At 64.7% G+C, this 19,523-nt stretch carries 22 protein-coding genes; 9 read left to right on the top strand and 13 right to left on the bottom strand.

The features are described 5' to 3' along the window. Nucleotides 1-88 precede the first annotated feature (88 nt). The 7 genes from mnmG (at nucleotide 89) to J2W49_RS20640 (ending at nucleotide 6,154) form a co-directional block, all read left to right on the top strand. Nucleotides 89-2,062: a tRNA uridine-5-carboxymethylaminomethyl(34) synthesis enzyme MnmG gene (mnmG, locus tag J2W49_RS20670; RefSeq protein WP_310320685.1), complete on the top strand. Its 1,974-nt coding sequence runs from the start codon at nucleotides 89-91 to the stop codon at nucleotides 2,060-2,062. Continuing rightward, on the top strand, nucleotides 2,059-2,754 hold the full coding sequence (rsmG, locus tag J2W49_RS20665; protein ID WP_310320683.1) for a 16S rRNA (guanine(527)-N(7))-methyltransferase RsmG: 696 nt from the start codon (nucleotides 2,059-2,061) through the stop codon (nucleotides 2,752-2,754). The genes mnmG and rsmG overlap by 4 nt, the downstream gene beginning before the upstream one ends. 67 nt (nucleotides 2,755-2,821) lie before the next feature. Beyond that, nucleotides 2,822-3,436, top strand: coding sequence for a LysE family transporter (locus J2W49_RS20660; RefSeq protein ID WP_310320680.1), 615 nt, complete (start codon nucleotides 2,822-2,824; stop codon nucleotides 3,434-3,436). 85 nt (nucleotides 3,437-3,521) lie between these two features. After that, the gene (locus tag J2W49_RS20655) at nucleotides 3,522-4,292 is read left to right on the top strand and encodes a ParA family protein (protein ID WP_310320678.1); all 771 of its coding nucleotides are present in this window, start codon (nucleotides 3,522-3,524) and stop codon (nucleotides 4,290-4,292) included. A gap of 16 nt (nucleotides 4,293-4,308) precedes the next feature. Then, nucleotides 4,309-4,860: an RBBP9/YdeN family alpha/beta hydrolase gene (locus J2W49_RS20650; protein WP_310320676.1), complete on the top strand. Its 552-nt coding sequence runs from the start codon at nucleotides 4,309-4,311 to the stop codon at nucleotides 4,858-4,860. Continuing rightward, complete coding sequence (locus J2W49_RS20645; protein ID WP_310320674.1) at nucleotides 4,857-5,165, top strand: cupin domain-containing protein; 309 nt, start codon at nucleotides 4,857-4,859, stop codon at nucleotides 5,163-5,165. Before J2W49_RS20650 ends, J2W49_RS20645 begins: the two co-directional genes overlap by 4 nt. A 50-nt stretch (nucleotides 5,166-5,215) precedes the next feature. Next, on the top strand, nucleotides 5,216-6,154 hold the full coding sequence (locus J2W49_RS20640; RefSeq protein WP_310320672.1) for a ParB/RepB/Spo0J family partition protein: 939 nt from the start codon (nucleotides 5,216-5,218) through the stop codon (nucleotides 6,152-6,154). Between the two features lie 340 nt (nucleotides 6,155-6,494). Here J2W49_RS20640 and J2W49_RS20635 read toward each other — a convergent pair whose 3' ends face one another. From J2W49_RS20635 to J2W49_RS20620, 4 genes are all read right to left on the bottom strand, one after another. Continuing rightward, nucleotides 6,495-7,340 (bottom strand): hypothetical protein, encoded by an 846-nt coding sequence (locus tag J2W49_RS20635; RefSeq protein WP_310320669.1) that lies wholly within the window; start codon nucleotides 7,338-7,340, stop codon nucleotides 6,495-6,497. 90 nt (nucleotides 7,341-7,430) lie between these two features. After that, complete coding sequence (locus J2W49_RS20630; RefSeq protein WP_310320667.1) at nucleotides 7,431-8,039, bottom strand: tetratricopeptide repeat protein; 609 nt, start codon at nucleotides 8,037-8,039, stop codon at nucleotides 7,431-7,433. A gap of 148 nt (nucleotides 8,040-8,187) precedes the next feature. Next, nucleotides 8,188-9,612, bottom strand: coding sequence for an FAD-binding oxidoreductase (locus J2W49_RS20625; protein ID WP_310320665.1), 1,425 nt, complete (start codon nucleotides 9,610-9,612; stop codon nucleotides 8,188-8,190). 88 nt (nucleotides 9,613-9,700) lie between these two features. Continuing rightward, nucleotides 9,701-9,934 (bottom strand): hypothetical protein, encoded by a 234-nt coding sequence (locus J2W49_RS20620; RefSeq protein WP_310320663.1) that lies wholly within the window; start codon nucleotides 9,932-9,934, stop codon nucleotides 9,701-9,703. A 202-nt stretch (nucleotides 9,935-10,136) separates the two neighbouring features. On the opposite strand from J2W49_RS20620, the gene J2W49_RS20615 reads away from it, so the two are divergent. Next, entirely contained in the window at nucleotides 10,137-10,703 is a 567-nt protein-coding gene (locus tag J2W49_RS20615) for a cob(I)yrinic acid a,c-diamide adenosyltransferase (protein ID WP_310320661.1), read from the top strand. Beyond that, the gene (locus tag J2W49_RS20610) at nucleotides 10,703-11,059 is read left to right on the top strand and encodes a hypothetical protein (protein ID WP_310320658.1); all 357 of its coding nucleotides are present in this window, start codon (nucleotides 10,703-10,705) and stop codon (nucleotides 11,057-11,059) included. The genes J2W49_RS20615 and J2W49_RS20610 overlap by 1 nt, the downstream gene beginning before the upstream one ends. Before the next feature lie 51 nt (nucleotides 11,060-11,110). On the opposite strand, the gene J2W49_RS20605 is transcribed toward J2W49_RS20610, so the two are convergent. From J2W49_RS20605 to J2W49_RS20565, 9 genes are all read right to left on the bottom strand, one after another. Continuing rightward, nucleotides 11,111-11,983: an expansin-like protein gene (locus J2W49_RS20605; RefSeq protein ID WP_310320656.1), complete on the bottom strand. Its 873-nt coding sequence runs from the start codon at nucleotides 11,981-11,983 to the stop codon at nucleotides 11,111-11,113. A gap of 287 nt (nucleotides 11,984-12,270) precedes the next feature. Beyond that, nucleotides 12,271-12,687, bottom strand: a complete 417-nt coding sequence (locus J2W49_RS20600) for a hotdog fold thioesterase (RefSeq protein WP_310320654.1) — start codon at nucleotides 12,685-12,687, stop codon at nucleotides 12,271-12,273. Nucleotides 12,688-12,798: 111 nt separating this feature from the next. After that, a complete protein-coding gene (locus tag J2W49_RS20595; RefSeq protein ID WP_310320652.1) occupies nucleotides 12,799-13,194 on the bottom strand; it encodes a ribbon-helix-helix domain-containing protein in 396 nt (131 codons plus the stop codon). A gap of 65 nt (nucleotides 13,195-13,259) precedes the next feature. Continuing rightward, nucleotides 13,260-13,838 (bottom strand): DJ-1/PfpI family protein, encoded by a 579-nt coding sequence (locus J2W49_RS20590; RefSeq protein WP_310320650.1) that lies wholly within the window; start codon nucleotides 13,836-13,838, stop codon nucleotides 13,260-13,262. Between the two features lie 120 nt (nucleotides 13,839-13,958). Then, a complete protein-coding gene (locus J2W49_RS20585; RefSeq protein WP_310320648.1) occupies nucleotides 13,959-15,311 on the bottom strand; it encodes a solute carrier family 23 protein in 1,353 nt (450 codons plus the stop codon). Between the two features lie 91 nt (nucleotides 15,312-15,402). Beyond that, on the bottom strand, nucleotides 15,403-15,888 hold the full coding sequence (locus J2W49_RS20580; RefSeq protein ID WP_310320646.1) for a DUF3237 domain-containing protein: 486 nt from the start codon (nucleotides 15,886-15,888) through the stop codon (nucleotides 15,403-15,405). 31 nt (nucleotides 15,889-15,919) lie between these two features. Beyond that, entirely contained in the window at nucleotides 15,920-17,245 is a 1,326-nt protein-coding gene (gene fahA / locus J2W49_RS20575; protein ID WP_310320644.1) for a fumarylacetoacetase, read from the bottom strand. Nucleotides 17,246-17,285: 40 nt separating this feature from the next. Further along, the gene (locus tag J2W49_RS20570) at nucleotides 17,286-18,092 is read right to left on the bottom strand and encodes a cyclase family protein (RefSeq protein WP_310320642.1); all 807 of its coding nucleotides are present in this window, start codon (nucleotides 18,090-18,092) and stop codon (nucleotides 17,286-17,288) included. A 90-nt stretch (nucleotides 18,093-18,182) separates the two neighbouring features. Then, nucleotides 18,183-19,499 (bottom strand): TRAP transporter large permease, encoded by a 1,317-nt coding sequence (locus tag J2W49_RS20565; protein WP_310320640.1) that lies wholly within the window; start codon nucleotides 19,497-19,499, stop codon nucleotides 18,183-18,185. Nucleotides 19,500-19,523: the final 24 nt, after the last annotated feature.

The raw sequence follows: 19,523 nt of genomic DNA, 5'->3' as shown, positions 1-19,523 counted from the left end.
TCGCGGTGGGTTGCGGTGGTTTCACGTGAAACACTGCCCTTTTTGCATTGCGGGCCGCCGCTGCGAGCGGCGCCCTGGAGCACCAGCCATGTTGTACCCACAAGAATTTGACGTCATCGTTGTTGGCGGCGGCCACGCCGGCACGGAGGCCGCGCTGGCCGCTGCGCGCATGGGCTGCACCACGCTGCTGCTCACGCACAACATCGAAACCCTGGGCCAGATGAGCTGCAATCCCAGCATCGGCGGCATTGGCAAGGGCCATCTGGTGAAAGAGGTGGACGCACTGGGCGGCGCGATGGCGCTGGCCACGGACGAGGGTGGCATCCAGTTCCGCATTCTCAACAGCAGCAAGGGCCCGGCCGTGCGTGCCACCCGCGCTCAGGCCGACCGCATTCTGTACAAGGCCGCCATCCGCCGCATTCTGGAGAACCAGCCGAATCTGTGGCTGTTCCAGCAGGCGGTGGACGACCTGATGGTGGACGGCGACCGGGTGGTGGGCGCCGTTACGCAGGTGGGCATCCGCTTCCGCAGCCGCACGGTGGTGTTGACGGCGGGCACTTTTCTTGACGGAAAAATCCACGTAGGGTTGAACAACTACAGCGCAGGCCGGGCAGGCGACCCGCCGGCGGTGAGTCTGTCGGCACGGCTGAAGGAGTTGAAGCTGCCGCAGGCACGGTTGAAGACGGGCACCCCGCCGCGCCTGGATGGGCGCAGCATCGACTACAGCAAGTGCCAGGAGCAGCCCGGCGACGGCGTGCCCGGCGGCATGAACGCCGAGCGCCCGGTGCCCGTGTTCAGCTTCATGGGCAACACGGCCATGCACCCGCAGCAGGTGCCTTGCTGGATCACGCACACCAATGAGCGCACGCACGACATCATCCGCTCCGGGTTTGACCGCAGCCCCATGTTCACCGGCAAGATCGAGGGCGTGGGCCCGCGCTATTGCCCCAGCGTGGAAGACAAGATCAACCGCTTCGCCGACAAGGACAGCCACCAGATCTTCCTGGAGCCCGAAGGGCTGACCACGCACGAGGTCTACCCCAACGGGATTTCCACCAGCTTGCCGTTTGACATCCAGTACGCCCTGGTGCGCAGCATGGCAGGTTTGGAGAATGCACACATCCTGCGGCCGGGCTACGCCATCGAATACGACTATTTTGACCCGCGCTCGCTCAAGAGCAGCTTCGAGACGAAGCAGATCCAGGGCCTGTTCTTTGCTGGCCAGATCAACGGCACCACCGGTTATGAAGAGGCCGCAGCGCAGGGTCTGTTCGCTGGGCTCAATGCCGCGCTGCAAGTGAAGGGCGAGGCTCCCTGGTTGCCCCGCCGTGACGAGGCTTACCTGGGGGTGCTGGTGGATGACCTCGTGACCCAGGGCGTGACCGAGCCCTACCGCATGTTCACCAGCCGGGCCGAGTTCCGGTTGCAGTTGCGTGAGGACAATGCCGACATGCGCCTGACGGAGGCGGGCCGGAGGCTGGGGCTGGTGGACGACGCCCGATGGGATGCCTTCAGCCGCAAGCGCGATGCGGTGGCGAAGGAAACTGAACGCCTGAAAACCACCTGGGTGAACCCCCGCAACCTTCCGGCGGCCGAGTCTGAGCGGGTGCTGGGCAAGGCCATCGAACACGAACACAACCTGTTCGACCTGTTGCGCAGACCGGGCGTGCCGTACGCTGCTTTGGTCGGGTTTGACGATGGTAGGTATGTGGCGCCGGATGTTTCACGTGAAACGCTGGGCGACTTGCTGGAGCCGGTGGTGGAGCAGGTGGAGATTGCCGCCAAGTACGCCGGCTACATCGACCGGCAGAAGAGCGAAGTGGAGCGCGCGTCGCACTACGAAGGGTTGAAGCTGCCCGCGGATCTGGACTATCTGCAGGTCAAGGCCTTGTCATTTGAAGCTCGGCAGAAGCTGGCTCAGCATCGCCCTGAAACTCTGGGACAGGCTTCGCGCATCTCCGGAATCACACCGGCCAGCATTTCGCTGCTGATGATCCACCTGAAGAAGGGCGGCTTCAAGGGGTTTGCCACGGTGGCGATCGAGGCCGAGGGGTCGGCATGAGTCAGGACATGGGGGTGGCCGGCGCTGGCCGGGAAGTGTTGGTGGGTGGGTTGCAGGAACTGGGGCTTCGTATGAGCGACCCCCAGATCGATGCCTTGATGACTTATCTCGATCTGCTGCAGAAGTGGAACAAGGTCTACAACCTCACGGCGGTGCGTGATCCGGCAGAGATGATGACGCACCACCTGCTCGACAGTCTGGCAGCGATCGAGCCGCTGGTGCGGCAGGTGGGAGAGCGCACGGTCCAGCTGCTTGATGTGGGTTCGGGCGGCGGTTTGCCAGGGGTGGTGATTGCCGTGGCCTGCCCCTGGATCAACGTGACCTGCGTTGACACCGTGGCCAAGAAGGCGGCCTTCATCCAGCAGGTCGCCGCCACCTTGAAGCTGCCCAATCTCCGAGGCCTGCATGCCCGGGTGGAGAGTCTGAACGCCTTGTCAGGGCAGGGCTTTGATGTGGTGTGCTCGCGTGCCTTCGCATCACTGGTCGATTTCGTGAACTGGTCGCGGGGCAGTCTTTACCCCGGGGCGGTGTGGATGGCCATGAAGGGCAAACATCCGAAGGAAGAGCTCGCGACCCTGGCTGCCGAGGCCCCAGGCGTTGAGGTGTTTCACGTGGAACAGCTTCGGGTGCCCGGCCTAGAGGCCGAACGCTGCATTGTCTGGATGCGGCCGGCCACCCACGCTGTGGCCTGACGGTCACAGCCGGCGCCCTCGCACACCCTTCACGTAAACTCAACCCTTCATTTGAGAGGGTCACACCATGTTGGGCATTGCGGATTACGGCGCGTTTGTCGTCGCCATCGTCGTGTTTCTGGCCATTCCCGGCCCGGGCAATCTGGCCCTCATCACCTCCACGGGCAAGGGGGGCGTGCGCGGAGGCCTGGCGGCAACCCTTGGCGTCATAGCAGGCGATCAGGTGTTGATGTGGATGGCGGTGGCGGGCGTGGCTGCGTTGCTGAGCTCCTATCCCGCAGCGTTCAGCGCCGTGCAGTGGTTGGGTGCCGCTTACCTCGCCTGGCTTGGCTTCAAGATGCTGACGGCCAAACCTGGCGACGCGCCTGTGCTCAACATACGCCCGCGCCAGTACTTCCAGCAGGGCTTGACCATCACCTTGCTCAATCCCAAGGCCATCGTGTTCTACATGGCCTTCTTCCCGCTGTTTGTGGACCCGGCGAAGCACCAGGGCCTGATCACCTTTGGCGCCATGGCGGCTACCGTGGCCGTGCTGACCTTCCTCTACGGCCTGACCGCCGTGCTGCTCACCCACCTCTTGGCCGAGCGCATGAGAGCCAAGCCGGTGATCGGCCGCACCCTGGAGAAGCTTGCGGGCGTCTTTCTGATCGGTTTCGGCATCAAGCTGGCCATTTCAAAATGAGGACGCTGCCCTTGTACACGAGAGGTCCTTCTGCTTCCTACCCGGGCGCGCACGCTCGCCGTTCTGGCTCAGGGGGGAAAGTCTGATGGCCAAGATTTTTTGTGTCGCCAACCAAAAGGGTGGGGTGGGAAAAACCACCACGACGGTGAATCTCGCTGCCGGTCTGGCCAAGATCGGTCAGCGCGTGCTCATGGTGGATCTGGACCCGCAGGGCAACGCCACCATGGGCTCGGGGGTGGACAAACGCAGCATGGCGCTGTCCGTGTACGACGTGCTGCTGGAGTCGGCCAGTGTGACCGAGGCGGCCACCTATTCAGAGAAGTGTGGCTACCACGTGCTGGGCGCCAACCGCGAGCTGGCGGGTGCCGAGGTGGAGCTGGTGGATGTGGAGCGACGCGAGCGCCGACTCAAGCAGGCGCTGGCGGCGGTGGATGGCGAGTACGACTTCGTGCTGATCGACTGCCCGCCCAGTCTGAGCATGCTCACCCTCAATGGCCTGTGTTCGGCTCACGGCGTGATCGTGCCCATGCAGTGCGAATACTTCGCGCTCGAAGGTCTGACCGATCTGGTCAACACCATCAAGCAGGTGCACGCCAACCTCAACAAGGATCTGCAGATCATTGGGCTGCTGCGTGTGATGTACGACCCTCGCATCACCCTGCAATCGCAGGTGAGCGATCAGCTCAAGGCGCACTTTGGCGAAAAGGTGTTTGACACCGTGATCCCCCGCAACGTGCGCCTGGCCGAGGCGCCCAGTTATGGGCTCCCCGGCGTGGTGTTCGACCCCGCAGCGCGCGGAAGCCAGGCATTCATCGGTTTTGCCGGCGAAATGGTCGAGCGTATTCAGAAAATGTGAGGGCAGGGTGTTTCACGTGAAACCTCAAAACATCTTGATTCTCCCGGGCTGGCAGAACAGCGACCCGGACCACTGGCAGAGCCGATGGGAAGCCTTGTACGGCTACCGGCGCGTCGACCAGCACGACTGGATGACACCCAAGCGCGGTGACTGGATCGCGCGGCTTGAAGACGTGATCCTGGGGTGTGATGGCCCGGTGGTGCTGGTCGCGCACAGTCTGGGTTGCATCCTCACCGCAGCCTGGGCTGCAGCGTCGCGCAGCACTGGCCGCGTACAAGGCGCGCTGCTGGTGGCGCCAGGCGACCCGGAGCGCGAAGAACTGCGCGCCCATCTGCCCGGCTGGTCCCCCATCGTGCGCCAGCGCCTGCCGTTCCCTGCGGTGCTGGTGGGTAGCCGCAACGATCCGTATTGCGACTTCGCCAAGGCCAGAGGCCTGGCCGAAAGCTGGGGTTCGCGCTTCGTCGACCACGGTGAGCGGGGTCACATCAATACCGAATCCGCAGTGGGTGACTGGCCGGAAGGGCACGTTATGCTCATGCGCCTCTTGACTGAAAGTGCTTGGCCATGAACGAGGAGGTTTCAATAGTCAACCTGATCGAGGCATCGCATGCATTGCCTGCCGCTTGGCGGTCTTCGCTGGTGGGCCAAGCTGCGGGTGCGAACATCAAGGTGCTGCGCATGGACGCGACCACCTACCCGAACGAGTCGCATGACTTTGACGAAGCCCTGCTGGTGCTGGATGGTCAGATGAATTTGTGTATTCAGGGGAAACAGGTTGAAGTGTCGGCCGGCGAGGTGTTCATCGTGCCAGCGGGTGTGCCTCATGCGGTGGCGGCCGGCAGCCATGGCACCCTCGTGATCATCGATCGATAGCCCGCCCATCAGTCGTGGTGTCTGCAACCCCAAATTTAACCGTATAGAACATGGTCACCAAGAAACCCAAAGGCCTGGGCCGCGGCCTCGAAGCCCTGCTGGGCCCCAAAGTGGCGGAAGCCGCATCGCCCGACGCGCAGGAAAATGAGCGCAATGCCACACCCACCACGCTGGCGTTGACCGAGCTGGTCCCAGGCGTGTACCAGCCGCGCACCCGCATGGATGAGGGCGCGCTCTACGAACTGGCCGAGTCCATCAAGGCCCAGGGCATCATGCAGCCCATCCTGGTGCGCAAGCTGATCAACGGTGCCAACGCCGGCAAGTACGAGATCATCGCGGGCGAACGGCGCTTCCGCGCTTCGCGCCTGGCCGGGCTGGACAGCGTGCCGGTGCTGGTACGCGATGTGCCCGACGAGGCCGCAGCCGCCATGGCCTTGATCGAGAACATCCAGCGTGAGGATCTGAATCCGCTGGAAGAAGCCCAGGGTTTACAACGCTTGGTGAAGGAGTTTGGACTCACTCACGAACAAGCGGCTCAGGCGGTGGGCCGCTCGCGCAGCGCCGCGAGCAACCTGCTGCGCCTGCTGCAGCTGGCCGAGCCCGTGCAGACCATGCTCATGGCCGGCGACCTCGACATGGGCCACGCCCGCGCGCTGCTCGCGCTGGACAAAGCCTCCCAGATCACGGCGGGCAACCAGATCGCAGCCAGGAAAATGTCGGTGCGCGAGGCAGAAAGCCTGGTCAAGAAGCTCGGCGCCGAATTCGCGCTGGCACCGCAGAAGCTCAAGAAAGACAAGTCACGCGACATCAAGCGCGTCGAAGAAGAGCTGTCAGACTTGCTGACCGCCGACGTGGAGGTGCGCGTGAAAAAACGCGTCAAGCGCCACGGCCGCGTGGAAGAAATGGGCGAGCTGGCGATCCAGTTCGGATCGCTCGATGAGCTCAATGGCCTGATCGAGAAGCTCAGGAACTCCCCCCTGCGCTGCTGACGCAGCTTCCCCCCTCCGTCGCGCGCCTTCGGCGCTTCGAGGGGGGACGGCATCTTGGGCCGGCGGAGCCGTCCCGCGCTGCCCTTGGAATGAAGGCATTTCGCGCCGAAGGGGCTTCTGCACTTCCGCTGCCCTCTGGTGAAGGCAGTTCGATTTCAAATGGCACTGCCCCATAAAAAAGGCCTCTCGAGAGAGGCCTTTTTGCATTCTGAAGCGACGCCACGCCAGCTTCCAGCAGATGCCGAGGGTCCGGCTTCGCCGGCCCTAGGGCATCGTCCCCCCTCCAAGCCGAAGGCGCAAGAGAGGGGGGAAGCCGCGTCAGCGGCGCAGGGGGAGTTCCTTACTGCCCGACCTTCAGCTGACCACCCCGGCCCAGGCCGCCCTTGACTTCCTGTGCCTTGTAATTGCGCAGCGAGATCACCATGCTGTTGTAGGCGTCGGTGAAAGCCGCCACGGTGGCCTTGCCCGCAGGGGTGCGCGAAAAACCACTCAGTGCGCCGCCGGCGCTCGGGCCAAAGGCGCCGAGTGCCGCGCCGTAGTTGGTGGCGGTGGCATTGCCTTCAGAGATGGCGATCTGCACGCCCGAGCGGATGTCCAGCAGCGTCATGGTCACGACCGATGCCTTGCTTTCCAGACCACCGGCGATGACGCCGAGGTTGCGGTTGCGACCACCCAGCAAGCCACCCAGGGCGCCGGCCAGTTGACCGGTGGACTCGTTGTCAATGATGACGGCGGGTTCCAGGTAGTAGTCGGCCGCCACGCGCTGGCCTTTTTGCTGATTGGAGCCAGCGCGGAACTCACCGGAGTTGCGCTGACGGTCGGTGATGGCGGTGAGGCGGCTGTCGGTCCGTGCGTTGCCCACGGCAGTGATCACGAAACAGTTCGACTGTTGCACAGCCAGGCGGATCAGCGGTTCGATGGTGGTGACCTGGGTCTCACGGCCGAAGCTGCCGTACCACTCTTTGCCGCGGCCGTCATCCACGGCCAGCGTGCCCAGCGGTGCGTCACAGCGCTGCAGGTTGGAGTTCGCGTTCACGCTGGTGGCGCCGCCGGCTGCTCCGGTGGTTGCGGTCGCTGCGCCGCCACCGCCGGTGCTGACGTGGCCGCCGCCCGGCGTCACACAGCCGGCCAGTGCCAGAGAGGCTGTCAATGCAGCCCAGCGGAAAGAGGTATGGAGTTTGGACATGAACTTGCCTTCAGTTGCTTGGTGAGAAATCGAATCGGGCGAACAAGGAAAAAGGCTGTCTGTGGCAAAACGACAGCAGATGGAGGACGCTCAGCGCAGGTACCAGCCGCGTGAGCCCCAGACCCAGTAATACGGGTAACCGCTGTACCAGGCACCCCACGACTTGCGGTGGGCTTCGCGAACGCGGAAGGCGGCTTGTTCATCCTTCTTGGCGGCCTGCGCATCGGGCAACAGCGCCCTGGCGCCTTTGTGGCCGTTGGCGGCGGCGCGGGTCAGCCACGCTTCGGCTTCTTGAGGGTCGGAGCCCATTTCTTCGAAGCCCATGAGGTAGAGCCGGCCCAGGGCAAACTGGGCTTCCGTGTGACCACCGTCACCCGCTTTGCGCATCCACTGCATGGCCTGGTAGGAGTTGCGTTCGACACCATCGCCGCGAAGCAGGCGCAGGCCCAGGTCGTAGGCGGCTTTGGGGTTGTTCTCGGCCAGATCGGTCAGCGCCTGCAGGCGGCGCTCGGCTTCAGGGTCCACCGGCGTGCCCTGGAACGTGGCGGAGTCGCGCGAGCGGTCAGAGCAGCCGCTGCTGTCGCAGATGCGCACCGTGTCCTGACGCGGGGCGGTCTGTTCTTCGGGTGTCTGCTTTTGCGTGGCACAGCCGGCCAGCGAAAGCGTCGCCAAAATAAAGATGATGTAAGCGGTGCGCATGAAACCTCCTGTAGCTTTTTGTAGTCAGAAACGCCAAAAAGTATACATGGGGCCCGTACAAATTGACACAGGGTAACACCACAGATGTCATCTGATCGAGGGAGCAGGGCCGGCCGATGCCCGGCGCACAGCGCCCCCTCACCACCCTTCAGAGCGAGAAGATCTTGCCCGGATTCATGATGTTGTCCGGGTCCAGTGCGCGCTTGATGGTGCGCATCATGTTCACCGCACCGGTGCCGGCCTCGGTGAGCAGAAAGTCCATCTTGTGCAGGCCCACGCCATGTTCGCCGGTGCAGGTGCCCTCCAGGCTGAGTGCGCGCGCCACCAGTTTGTGGTTGAGCTCTTCGGCCAGCGTGTGTTCTTCGGGCTTGGTGGGGTCGATCAGGTAGCCGAAGTGGAAGTTGCCGTCGCCCACGTGGCCCACCAGAAAGTAGGGCAGGCCGGCGGCATCGGCCTCGCTCACGGAGTCGAGCAGGCAGTCGGCCAGGCGGCTGATGGGCACGCAGGTGTCGGTGCTGATGGCGCGGCAGCCCGGTTTGCTCTGGATGGCCGCAAAGTAGGCGTTGTGCCGCGCGGTCCACAGGCGGGTACGCTCCTCGGGCGTGTCGGCCCATTCAAAGGCGTTGCCGCCGAAATCGGTGGCGATCTCCTGCACGGTTTCGGCCTGCTCCTTCACGCTCGCGGGCGAGCCGTGGAACTCCATGAGCAGCATGTTTTCTTCGCGCAGGCCCAGCTTGCTGTGTGTGTTGACCATGCGCACCGTGTTGTGGTCGATCAACTCACAGCGCGCGATCGGCACACCCAGCTGGATCACCTGAATGACGGTGCGCACAGCCGCTTCAATGCTGGGGAACGAACACGTGGCGGCCGAGATGGCTTCGGGCAGGGGGTAGAGTTTGAGCGTGACCTCGGTGATCACGCCCAACGTGCCTTCGCTGCCCACCATCAGGCGCGTGAGGTCGTAACCGGCCGAGGATTTTTTGGCGCGCGTGCCGGTGCGGATCACCTCGCCCTGCGCCGTCACCACCTCCAGGGCCAGCACGTTCTCGCGCATGGTGCCGTAGCGCACGGCGTTGGTGCCGCTGGCGCGGGTGGCCGTCATGCCGCCAATGGAAGCATCGGCCCCCGGGTCGATCGGGAAGAACAGCCCCTCGCTTTTCACCGCCTCGTTCACGGCCTTGCGCGTCACACCAGGCTGCACCGTCACGGTGAGGTCTTCGGCATTGATGGCCAGCACCTCGTTCATGCGGCTCACGTCGATGCTGATGCCGCCTTGCACGGCCAGCAAATGGCCTTCCAGCGAGGAGCCCACGCCAAACGGAATCACCGGTACCTTGTACTTCGCGGCCAGCTTGACCGCATCGGCCACGTCCTGCGTGCTCTGGGCAAACACCACGGCCGCAGGCGGCGGCACTTCGTACACCGACTCGTCGCGCCCATGCTGTTCACGCACCACCAGGGCGGTGGAGCATTGGGCGCCAAAGCGCTGCTGCAGCTCGGCAATTAGTTCGTCAGGGGTGGCGCGCTGGTGCACATCAGGCGCCAGATGGCTGAGGGCGGTGGGGGCGTTCATGGCAGTCTCCGAAATCTGATGGGGCAGCCAGCCAGTTTACGCCGTACAGGTACGGCTGGGGAGGTTGAGGCCTTCAGGCGGTGCCTGATCAGGTACGACCTGTGCGGGAGCCAGCGGTGGTGGGGTTCGTTGGCACTGACCGCGTGTTCGCGGGCAAGACGGAAGCCGTGGCGGCGCTCTGGATGGGCGTCGATGCCCCCGATGCGCGGTGGGCAGGCGTGGCCTGCAGGGCAGACATGCCGGCCAGTCCCAGCGTGCAGGCGGCGATGAGCTGCACGCTACGGGCTTCGAAGTCGGCAAGGCGTTGGCGGGAACGGGCCATGAATGCGGTCTCCTGTCGGTTGAATGGTTGCCATTGGGAATGCTCCGGGCGAATCAGGCCAGCGCTTTTTCCACTTGTTGCATCGTGTACATCGGGCAGAAGGTATTCACAATTGTCAGCAGGGCGCTACGGGAACCTCCTCGGAGGGCGCGCGCCGGCTTCCCGCACAATCGCTGGTGAGACAAACCAACCGGAACCATCCATGGGCAAACGACTGACGCAGATTGCCACCCGCACCGGTGACGCCGGTACCACTGGCCTGGGCGACAACACCCGCGTTTCCAAGAACAGCCTGCGTGTGCATGCCATGGGCGATGTGGACGAACTGAACTCGCACATTGGCGTGCTGCTGTGCGAGGACATGGCCGATGATGTGCGCGCCGTGCTGGTGGAGATCCAGCACCAGCTCTTCAACCTGGGCGGCGAACTGTCCATCCCCGGGTTCGAGCTGCTCAAACCTGAGGCGGTACTGGCGCTTGACGACGCTCTGGCCACCTACAACGATCAGTTGCCGCGCTTGCAGGAGTTCATCTTGCCGGCGGGCACGCGCGCGGCCAGCCAGGCCCATGTGTGCCGCACCGTGGCGCGGCGTGCCGAACGCGCGGTGGTGGCGCTGGGGAATGAAGAAGCCCTGAAGGACACACCACGCCAGTACCTGAATCGCCTTTCGGATCTGATGTTCGTGCTGGCACGCGTGCTCAATCGCATGAACGGCGGTGACGACGTGTACTGGAAGAGTGAGCGCCTGGCCCAGCAGGGAACCGAGTGATGTCGGGCCGCGAATGGTGCCAGGCGCTGACAGGGGCGCTGGCCGCCCTCGCCGGTGTGCTGCCCCTGGGCGCCCAAGCACAACCCGACGTGGGCAAGGTGGTGCTGGTGTGCGAGGCGGTCTATTTGCCGGCGCGCAGCGTGTGGGTGCGCTCCGTCGGCATTGAATACGACCAGAAGCGCGTGCTGTCGGTGGCGATCGACGGTGTGCCGGTGTATTCGTTCAATGTGCGGGACACGCTCATCCTCACGGCGCTGGACAACGAGCGCATCCAGATCGACACGGCCACCCGGAGCTGGACCAGTGATTTTCGTGGCATGGCTTCGTCTCAAGGGCGGTGTGAACGGGCGCGTTGATCACCGACGGGGCATTTTTCGGGAACATCGACGCATCGGCGCCAGGCACGCCTACTGCAGCGGATAGCTGGCACTGGCTGCGCCCAGTTGGGCCGGCGTGAGTTGCACGCGCGCCTTTGTGCCGTCGATGTAGTTCACTGTGATCAGGAAGCTCGTGGCCTTGGATTGCAGCACCGCGCTGACAGGGACTTCGTACGCGTTCTCGACATTGGTGGCGTCAAAGACGAAGCTGCCGCGGGCCGAACTGCCGGTGTCCTGATAGTCAATGGAGGCCACGCCGGTGGTCGGGTTGTGCACCCGCACCCGCGACCACCAGGGGTTGCTGCCGTCCTTGACGTTCAATGTGGGTGGGCCGTCGGACACTTCGGGGTGGCCGCTGCACGACACGAAGCGCCATTGCCCGGCGTAACGCCCGAATCCGTCGGACATGACCGCGTCGGGAGCGCGTCCACCCAGGTCAATGCCGCAATTGCCGTCCGGGCATTTGTCCACGATGCGCACTGTGACGGGCTTGAGGCCCTGCGAGGTCAGCACGGTCACTTCCGCACACTGGCCGCAGACCTTGCCACGCTGCCATTGGCCTTGCCCATCGCCAGCCCCGACGTGGACGTTGATGGCGGCGTAGGACTGGATGTTTGTTGATCCATAGCCGCAGGCACCGCCGCGGCTCGCGCTGGTGCTGTACATGGTGACATTGCCGTGGCCGCCTGCGCTGGACAAGGTGGGCGGCGCAGGCGTTGCAGCGTTGCATGAGCCCGTGCACTGACTGGGCAATGCACTGCCGTCGTCAGCGCCGGTGCCCGTGCTGGCGGTGCTGTCGCTGCTTCCGCCGCAAGCGGTCACCACAAAGATCAAGGCGAAGCACAGCGCGAGAACGCGGGATTTCAGGCCCGGCGCCGGTGTGTCAGGAAAGGACAGATGCATGTGATGCCCCCCCAAGGCTAAACGACAAAACCAGAAGTCAACCGCCACCGATCTGCCGGGACGGGCGCCGCCAGCGGCGGAATCCGGTTTATAGCAGGCGCGTTCTTCACCGCCCGATGCGCTGCCGAGGGCGGTGCGGGAGAGCAGCAAATGCCCTTCCGGCGCGGAATGTCCCATCCAGAGATACCGCGGAACCGGCTCTGCCGGGCCACTGGTATCGCCCCCTCGAAGGGGGTGACGCGCCGTCGGCGCGGCGCGGGGGTGGTCAACAGTTTCTGCGAGGGGGGTTATCCCAATACCGCCATCGTGATGCGCGACACACAGGTGAGTTCGCCCGCGTCATTGCGCATGTCGATCTGCCAGACCTGGGTGGTGCGGCCGATGTGCACCGGCCGCGTGATGCCGGTGACCCAGCCGCTGGTCGCGCCCTTGATGTGGTTGGCGTTGATGTCCAGACCCACCGCGCGGTGGCCTTCCGGGCAGCTGTAGGCTGCGCCACACGAACCCAGGGTTTCGGCCAGCACCACGCTCACGCCGCCATGCAGCAGACCGTAAGGCTGTTTGGTGCGTGTGTCCACCGGCACGCGTGCGCGAATGAAGTCGTCGCCCACCTCCAGGAACTGGATGCCCAAGTGTTGCACGGCGGTGTCGATGTGAAGGGAGGTGAGTTCTTCGACGGAAATGGGTTTTTTCCAGATGGTCATGGGCGTTCAGCGTGGCAGATGGGGAAGTCGATGATCGCCCAACTGTAGCGAACGCGCATGACCCTGCCCAGCCCTGGGTGTCACCCATGCGGGCCGACGCATGGGGGCTGGTCAGCCTTTGCGTCGCAAAGGCACCACGGTGCCGGTGTGCGGCGGCAGCGCCCAATGTGACGGCAGCGCATGGAGCACGGCCCGCGCGTCCAACGAGCGGATGGGCACCGCGTTGTCCATGGGAATGCGGTCGTGCGCCTGCAAAGCCATGTAGCGCAGCGCGCTCACTCGCAGGAACGACGAGAAGTTGCCCACCTCGCCGCGCGCGGCCACCAGCTCGTCATAGAGCTTTTCAATCAGCTGCACCACCGTCATGCCATCGCGCTCGCCAATTTCAGAGAGCACATCCCAGTACAGGTTCTCCAGCCGGATACTGGTGACTACCCCGTGCAGCCGCACCGAGCGTGTGCGGCTGGCATAGCTGTCGGGGTCGGCACTGATGAAGACTTCACACATGGTGGGGCTCCTGCATTGGCGAACGAAGCCGCATTGTCGGCGGCTTCAGGTGTGCGTGGAACATCTCAATGTGTGATGGTGGTGCCCAGCAGTTTCAGAAACTGTGCGATCCACGCCGGGTGCGCCGGCCATGCAGGCGCGGTGACGAAGGGGCCGTCGGTCACGGCCTGGTCGACCTCGATGTTGGCGTAGGTGGCACCCGCCAGCTCCACCTCCACCTGGCAGGCCGGATAGGCCGAGATGGTGCGGCCCTTGATGTCGCCCGTGGCGGCCAGCAATTGCGCGCCATGGCACACAGCTGCCACCGGCTTGCCGCTGCTGGTGAAGTGCTTCACCATCTTCATCACACTGGCGTGCATGCGCAGGTACTCGGGGCCGCGTCCGCCGGGGATCACCAGGCCGTCGTAGCTCTCGGGCTTCACGTCGGCAAGGGTGGCGTTGAGCGTGAAACGATGACCGGGCTTTTCGCTGTAGGTCTGCGCGCCATCAAAGTCGTGGATGGCGGTGTGGATGAAGTCGCCCGCCTTCTTGTCGGGCGCCACGGCATGCACCGTGTGGCCCACCGCCTGCAGCGCCTGAAACGGCACCATGGTTTCGTAGTCTTCGCAGTAATCGCCACAAATCATCAACAGCTTCTTGCCCATGTGAGTCTCCTGGTGGGGTGGAACATGGGGCATTGTTGATGGCGGTGGCGCAGGCGGGGTAACAGCCGAATACTGCGGACATGGGGGTTTGCCCTGAGGCTTTACCGCCCCAGGGAGTCTTCAACGCCTGCGACTCAACAACCAGTACAGAAAGATCGCACCAAAGGTCGCGGTGCCGATGCCACCCAGGCCGAACTGACCGAACTTCAGTGTGTACTCGCCGGTGCCCAGAATGATCGGAATCGCGGCGACCAGCAGGTTGCGGTTGTCGGAAAAATCCACCTTGTTGTCGACCCAGATCTTGGCGCCGGCGACGGCGATCAGGCCGAACACGACGATGGAAACCCCGCCCATCACGGCCAGTGGAATCGCCTGGATCAGCGCGCCGAACTTGGGGCTGAAGCCCAGCACGATGGCGATGCAGGCGGCCACCACGAACATGGCGGTGGAGTAGATCTTGGTAGCGGCCATCACGCCGATGTTTTCCGCGTAGGTGGTCACGCCTGTGCCACCTGATGCACCGCTGACCATGGTGGCCACGCCGTCGCCGATGAAGGCCTTGCCCAGGTAGGGGTTGAGGTCGCGCCCGGTCATGGCGCTCACGGCCTTGATGTGGCCCAGGTTTTCGGCCACCAGAATCAGGGCCACCGGCGCGATCAGAAGGATGGCTTGTGCCTGGAACACGGGCGCGGCGAAGGTGGGCAGACCGAACCAGGGCGCGTTGGCAATGCCCGACACGTCGATGGGCTTGCCCAGGCCCAGGCCATTGGTGAGCACCGCGTAGATCAGGCTGGCCGCGATCAGGCCTACCAGGATCAGCAGGCGCTGCGTCATGCCGCGCGTGTACACGGCGACCAGGCCCACGCTGATGAACGTCACCGCCTGCATCCAGGCATCAAAACCCGTGGGTGCCATGTTCTTGATGGGAATGGCCGCCAGGTTCAGGCCGATCACGGCCACCACCGTGCCGGTGACAACGGGTGGCATCAGGCGTTCGATCCAATGCACCGCTGCCCCTTCTTCCACTTCGTCCACCTCCATGCCGGCCATGGGTGTGCTTTTTGTGTGCTTCACATTGGTGGCGTGCACGATGAAGCCGATGACCGTGTAGACCAGGCCGCAGATGACGATGCCGCCCAGCGCCACGCCCAGATTGGCGTTGGGGCCGGGGCCGGCATAACCGCTGGCAGCGATCACCACACCGATGAACGCAAAGCTGGAGCCCAGGTAGCTGGGCACCTTGCCGCCGGTGATGAAGAAGAAGATGAGCGTGCCGATGCCGCTCATGAGGATGGCCACGTTCGGATCGAAGCCCATGAGCAGGGGCGCCAGCACCGTGGCACCGAACATGGCGATCACGTGTTGCACGCCCATGACCGTGGTTTGTGGCCAGGGCAGGCGTTCGTCCGGCGCGATGACGCCGCCGGCGTTGAGTGTGCGCGCGGGCTTTTCGGTCCACTGGAACAGGGCCATGGGAATCTCCGTTGGTGAGGTGGCGGCGATTCTGCCCGTTTCTCGCCAGTTCCTTTCGACGGACCTACCGGTGGTGATTGGCCCCGGGGCTTCAGGCCACCCGGAAAAAGCGCACTTCCACCCGGTCAGGGAATCGGGCCCCGGTGCCGACGAACAGGCTTTCCGTCATCCAGGCCAGCGCCGGGTGCGACACTTCGAAGGTGGGCGCACAGCGGAAGTAGATCGCCGCCGGGTCCACCGGCTCGCCGCGCACCAGCTTCGCAATGTCCTCGGGCGAGCCCCGGCGCAGCGCGCGGTTCTGCACGAACACGTGTGCGCCGGCCCACGCTTCGTCGTCCAGCTGCAGCAGGTAGCGCGCGTCCAGATCCGCACTCGTGGCACTCACCACCAGCTGAAAGTCCGCTCCACCCGCCATCACACGGCCGTTGATGCGCCCGCTCACAGTACCGCCGGTGATGGGGATGATGCGGCGCTTGCCCCGGCTGTTGAGGCCGATGACTTCGCCGGCTTCGATGGGCGTGGCGACGTGGACGGTGAGGTCCATCACCGGTTCAAGGAGAGGGATGGGCAAGGTCATGGTTGTGCGTGCGGGAGTGGGCGGGAGTGGGTCAACCCTGGCGGGCGGGCAGGATTTCGCCACTGCATTGTCCGAAGCCGATGCGCGCGGCGCCCGGCTTCTCGCACCAGCCGCGCAGGATCACGTTGTCGCCGTCTTCCAGGAAGCGGCGGCGTTCGCCGGTTCCGGGCAGTTCGATGTCGCGTGTGCCGCCCAGGCTGAGTTCGACGATGGCGCCAGCCTCTGCAGGGGTGGGGCCGGAGATGGTGCCGGTGCCCAGCAGGTCGCCGCTTTGCAGGTTGCAGCCGCCCACGGTGTGCTGCGTCACCATCTGGCCGATGGTCCAGTACTGGTGTCGGAAGCCGGTGGCCGAGAGGCGGTCCGGGGCCGCGCCTTTGGCTCGGTGCTGCGCGGTTTCCAGCAGGACTTCCAGCTGGATGTCCACACCACCGTGTGCGCGGTTGGATGGCGCATCCAGGTAGGGCAGGGGCTGGGGCTCGTTGGCCGGGTGCGCGAAGGGCACGCGGTATGGTGCCAGGGCCTCCAGTGTGACGATCCAGGGCGACACGCTGGTGCAGAAGTTCTTGCCCAGGAACGGGCCCAGCGGCGCCATTTCCCAGAACTGGTGGTCGCGCGCGGACCAGTCGTTGAGCAGGCAGATGCCGAAGATGTGGGCTTCGGCCTGCTCCAGCGGCACGGTTTCGCCCATGGCATTGCCAGGGCCGATGTAGAAGCCCAGTTCCAGCTCGAAGTCCAGCCGCGCACAGGGGCCGTACACGGGTGCTGCAGCACCAGGCAGCATGGCCTGCCCCATGGGGCGGTGAAACGGTGTGCCGCTGATCACCACGCTGGAGGCGCGGCCGTGATAAGCGATGGGCAGCCACTGGAAGTTGGGCGTGAGCGGGTCGTCCGGGCGGATCACGCGACCCACGTTGCGCGCGTGGTGAATGGAAGTGTAGAAGTCGGTGTAGTTGCCGATGCGGCTGGGCACGGTGTGTTCGGCTTCCAGCTGCGGCACCAGGCTGTTGCGCAGGGCTTGCACCGCCTCGCCACTGGCGTCTTCGCGCAGCAGGTCGAACAGGGCGTGGCGCAGTGCGCGCCAGGCCACCGGGCCCATGGCCATGAAGTCATTGAGGGAGCTGCCTGCACAGGTGCGCAGCGCCAGCGCGGGCAGGCCCTGCAGGGCATCTGTCTGGGACAGGGCCGCCAGGTCGATGATCTGGTCGCCAATGGCGACGCCGCCGCGAAAGGCCTCGTTGCTGCCGGCCTTGCGGAACCCACCGAACGGCAGGTTCTGGATGGGGAAGTCACAGCCGGCTTCGTTGGCCGAGGCCAGCCAGCTGCGGGTGCGGGGATCGTGCGTGTGGTTCAGTTCCATGAGGTTTCCTGTACGTGAGCGCGAAGCGGCGGAGCGGGGCCTACACAGTGGCTTGCAGGGCGTCGTCAAAGATGGCGACCGCGCGCGTCCAGCCCGCCGAGGCGCCCCGGATCTTGTGCGGGAAGCAGCTGATGAAAAAACCGTCCGCGGGCAGCGCTTCCAAGTTGTGCAGCTTTTCGATGTGGCAGTAGCCAATGTCGCGCCCGGCCTTGTGGCCTTCCCAGATCAGCGAGGCGTCCTTGGTTTCGCCGTATTTCTGCGCGGTGTGCACGAAGGGGGCGTCCCAGCTCCAGGCGTCGGTGCCGGTCAGGCGCACGCCGCGTTCCAGCAGGTACATGGTGGCCTCGTAGCCCATGCCGCAACCGGCCGAGACATAGTCGTTGTGGCCGTAGCGCGATCCGGCACGGGTGTTGACCACCACGATTTCCAGCGGCTTGATCGTGTGGTTGATGCGTTGGAGTTCGGCTTCCACATCGGCGGCAGTCACCACATAGCCGTCGGCGAAATGGCGGAAGTCCAGTTTCACGCCGGGCTGGAAGCACCACTCCAGCGGCACGTCGTGGATGGCGATGGCGGGCTTCTTCTCGCCCAGCGCCTTGTCCATGGTGGAGTGGAAGTGGTAGGGCGCGTCCAGGTGGGTGCCGTTGTGGGTGGAGAGCTGCACCAGCTCCACCGCCCAGCCTTCGCCATCGGGCAGGTCTTCCTTCTTCAGGCCGGGGAAAAACGGCTCGATCTGCTCGAAGGTGTGATCGTGCGTGAAGTACTGGATCTTGGGCGCGAAGGCCGGCGGGTCGCTGAGCACGTCGTTTTCCAGAAAGATGGACAGGTCGACAAATGTGCGTGGCATGGTTCGCTCCTTGGTGTGGTTGTCAGTGTGAGGTGGTCGGTGTGAGGTGTCAAAGGTCTCGCGAGCCTGCGCCAGGGGCAGGTGACCGGGTCATTCGATCAACACCAGGCTGAGTGATGGAAAGGCCATGAGCAGCAGCAGCACCGCCACCATGATGAGCGTGAACGGCCCGGTGCCGCGGAAGATGTCGCCCAGGGTGATGCGCGGGTCGTTCAGCGCGCTCTTCACCACATAGGCCGACAGGCCGAACGGCGGCGTGAGCAGGCCGATTTCCACCGCCACCACGGTGACCACGCCAAACCAGATCAGGTTCATGCCGAACTGCTCGGCGATGGGCAGCATCAGCGGCAGCACGATCAGCAGAATGGACGAAGAGTCGATGACGGTGCCCAGCAGGATCACGATGGCCACATACACCAGCAGGAAGGCGAAGGGCCCGAAGCCGGCCTGGCCGATCAGCTCCATCAGGAACTGCGGCATGCCCGACATGGCCAGCATGCGCGTGTAGATGCTGGCGCAGATGATGAGAAAGCTCACCGCCACGGTCACGTGCCCGGTCTCGGTCAGCACTTCCCAGAAGGTGCGCGCACTCAGCTTGCGCCGCAGCACCGCGATCAGCAGCGCCAGGGCGGCGCCCACGGCCCCGGCCTCGGTGGCGGTGAACAGCCCGCCGTAGAGGCCGCCCAGCACACCGCCGATCATCACCACGATGGGCACCAGCTTGAGCAACATGGTGGCGGCGCTCATGTCGGGGCCGTCGGGCACTGGCATTTCGCCGCCGGCGTAGACCATGTCTGGCTTGAAGTACGCGGCGAGCACGATACCGACCGTGAAAGCGCCGGCCAGCAGCAGGCCAGGCACGATGCCGGCGGTGAACAGCTCGCCCACCGATTGGTTGGCCAGGAAGCCATAGAGGATCATCAGCAGGCTCGGCGGGATCAGCATGCCCAGCACGGACGAGCCCGCCACCACACCCACGGCAAACCGAGGCTGGTAGCCAAAGCGCATCATCTGCGGCACCGCCACGCGGGTGAACACGGCGGCCGAAGCGATGGAGATGCCGGTGATGGCGGCGAACACCGCGTTGGACGCCACCGTGGCCACGCCCAGGCCGCCACGCAGGCGGCGGAACAGCTGGTTCGCGACCTCGAACGCGTCCTTGCCGATGTCGGCCTTGGCCACCAGGAATCCGGTGAGCACGAACAGCGGGACCACACCGAAGATGTGGCTGGCGATGGCGTCGCTGGAGGCTTGAGCCAGCAGGTTGGCGGCCACGCCCACGTCGTCGCGGATGATCCAGACGCCGACAAAGGACACCAGGCCCAGCACCACGGCCACGTGCAGACCACCCCAGATCAGCAACAGCATCAGACCCAGCGACAGCAGGGCAACGGCGGTGGCGCTCATGGGGTGAAACTCCGTGCTGCGCTC

The organism is Hydrogenophaga palleronii (genome assembly GCF_031457455.1).
GTDB lineage: Bacteria > Pseudomonadota > Gammaproteobacteria > Burkholderiales > Burkholderiaceae_C > Hydrogenophaga > Hydrogenophaga palleronii_A.
The sequence above is the reverse complement of the archived record's forward strand: the minus strand, read 5'-3'. Positions and strand labels throughout refer to the sequence as shown.

Bases quoted from the DNA above. Each gene is read 5' to 3' on its own strand.
- mnmG (WP_310320685.1), top strand. From the start codon at position 89: ATGTTGTACCCACAAGAATTTGACGTCATCGTTGTTGGCGGCGGCCAC.
- rsmG (WP_310320683.1), top strand. From the start codon at position 2,059: ATGAGTCAGGACATGGGGGTGGCCGGCGCTGGCCGGGAAGTGTTGGTG.
- J2W49_RS20660 (WP_310320680.1), top strand. From the start codon at position 2,822: ATGTTGGGCATTGCGGATTACGGCGCGTTTGTCGTCGCCATCGTCGTG.
- J2W49_RS20655 (WP_310320678.1), top strand. From the start codon at position 3,522: ATGGCCAAGATTTTTTGTGTCGCCAACCAAAAGGGTGGGGTGGGAAAA.
- J2W49_RS20645 (WP_310320674.1), top strand. From the start codon at position 4,857: ATGAACGAGGAGGTTTCAATAGTCAACCTGATCGAGGCATCGCATGCA.
- J2W49_RS20640 (WP_310320672.1), top strand. From the start codon at position 5,216: ATGGTCACCAAGAAACCCAAAGGCCTGGGCCGCGGCCTCGAAGCCCTG.
- J2W49_RS20635 (WP_310320669.1), bottom strand. From the start codon at position 7,340: ATGTCCAAACTCCATACCTCTTTCCGCTGGGCTGCATTGACAGCCTCT.
- J2W49_RS20630 (WP_310320667.1), bottom strand. From the start codon at position 8,039: ATGCGCACCGCTTACATCATCTTTATTTTGGCGACGCTTTCGCTGGCC.
- J2W49_RS20625 (WP_310320665.1), bottom strand. From the start codon at position 9,612: ATGAACGCCCCCACCGCCCTCAGCCATCTGGCGCCTGATGTGCACCAG.
- J2W49_RS20620 (WP_310320663.1), bottom strand. From the start codon at position 9,934: ATGGCCCGTTCCCGCCAACGCCTTGCCGACTTCGAAGCCCGTAGCGTG.
- J2W49_RS20615 (WP_310320661.1), top strand. From the start codon at position 10,137: ATGGGCAAACGACTGACGCAGATTGCCACCCGCACCGGTGACGCCGGT.
- J2W49_RS20610 (WP_310320658.1), top strand. From the start codon at position 10,703: ATGTCGGGCCGCGAATGGTGCCAGGCGCTGACAGGGGCGCTGGCCGCC.
- J2W49_RS20605 (WP_310320656.1), bottom strand. From the start codon at position 11,983: ATGCATCTGTCCTTTCCTGACACACCGGCGCCGGGCCTGAAATCCCGC.
- J2W49_RS20600 (WP_310320654.1), bottom strand. From the start codon at position 12,687: ATGACCATCTGGAAAAAACCCATTTCCGTCGAAGAACTCACCTCCCTT.
- J2W49_RS20595 (WP_310320652.1), bottom strand. From the start codon at position 13,194: ATGTGTGAAGTCTTCATCAGTGCCGACCCCGACAGCTATGCCAGCCGC.
- J2W49_RS20590 (WP_310320650.1), bottom strand. From the start codon at position 13,838: ATGGGCAAGAAGCTGTTGATGATTTGTGGCGATTACTGCGAAGACTAC.
- J2W49_RS20585 (WP_310320648.1), bottom strand. From the start codon at position 15,311: ATGGCCCTGTTCCAGTGGACCGAAAAGCCCGCGCGCACACTCAACGCC.
- J2W49_RS20580 (WP_310320646.1), bottom strand. From the start codon at position 15,888: ATGACCTTGCCCATCCCTCTCCTTGAACCGGTGATGGACCTCACCGTC.
- fahA (WP_310320644.1), bottom strand. From the start codon at position 17,245: ATGGAACTGAACCACACGCACGATCCCCGCACCCGCAGCTGGCTGGCC.
- J2W49_RS20570 (WP_310320642.1), bottom strand. From the start codon at position 18,092: ATGCCACGCACATTTGTCGACCTGTCCATCTTTCTGGAAAACGACGTG.
- J2W49_RS20565 (WP_310320640.1), bottom strand. From the start codon at position 19,499: ATGAGCGCCACCGCCGTTGCCCTGCTGTCGCTGGGTCTGATGCTGTTG.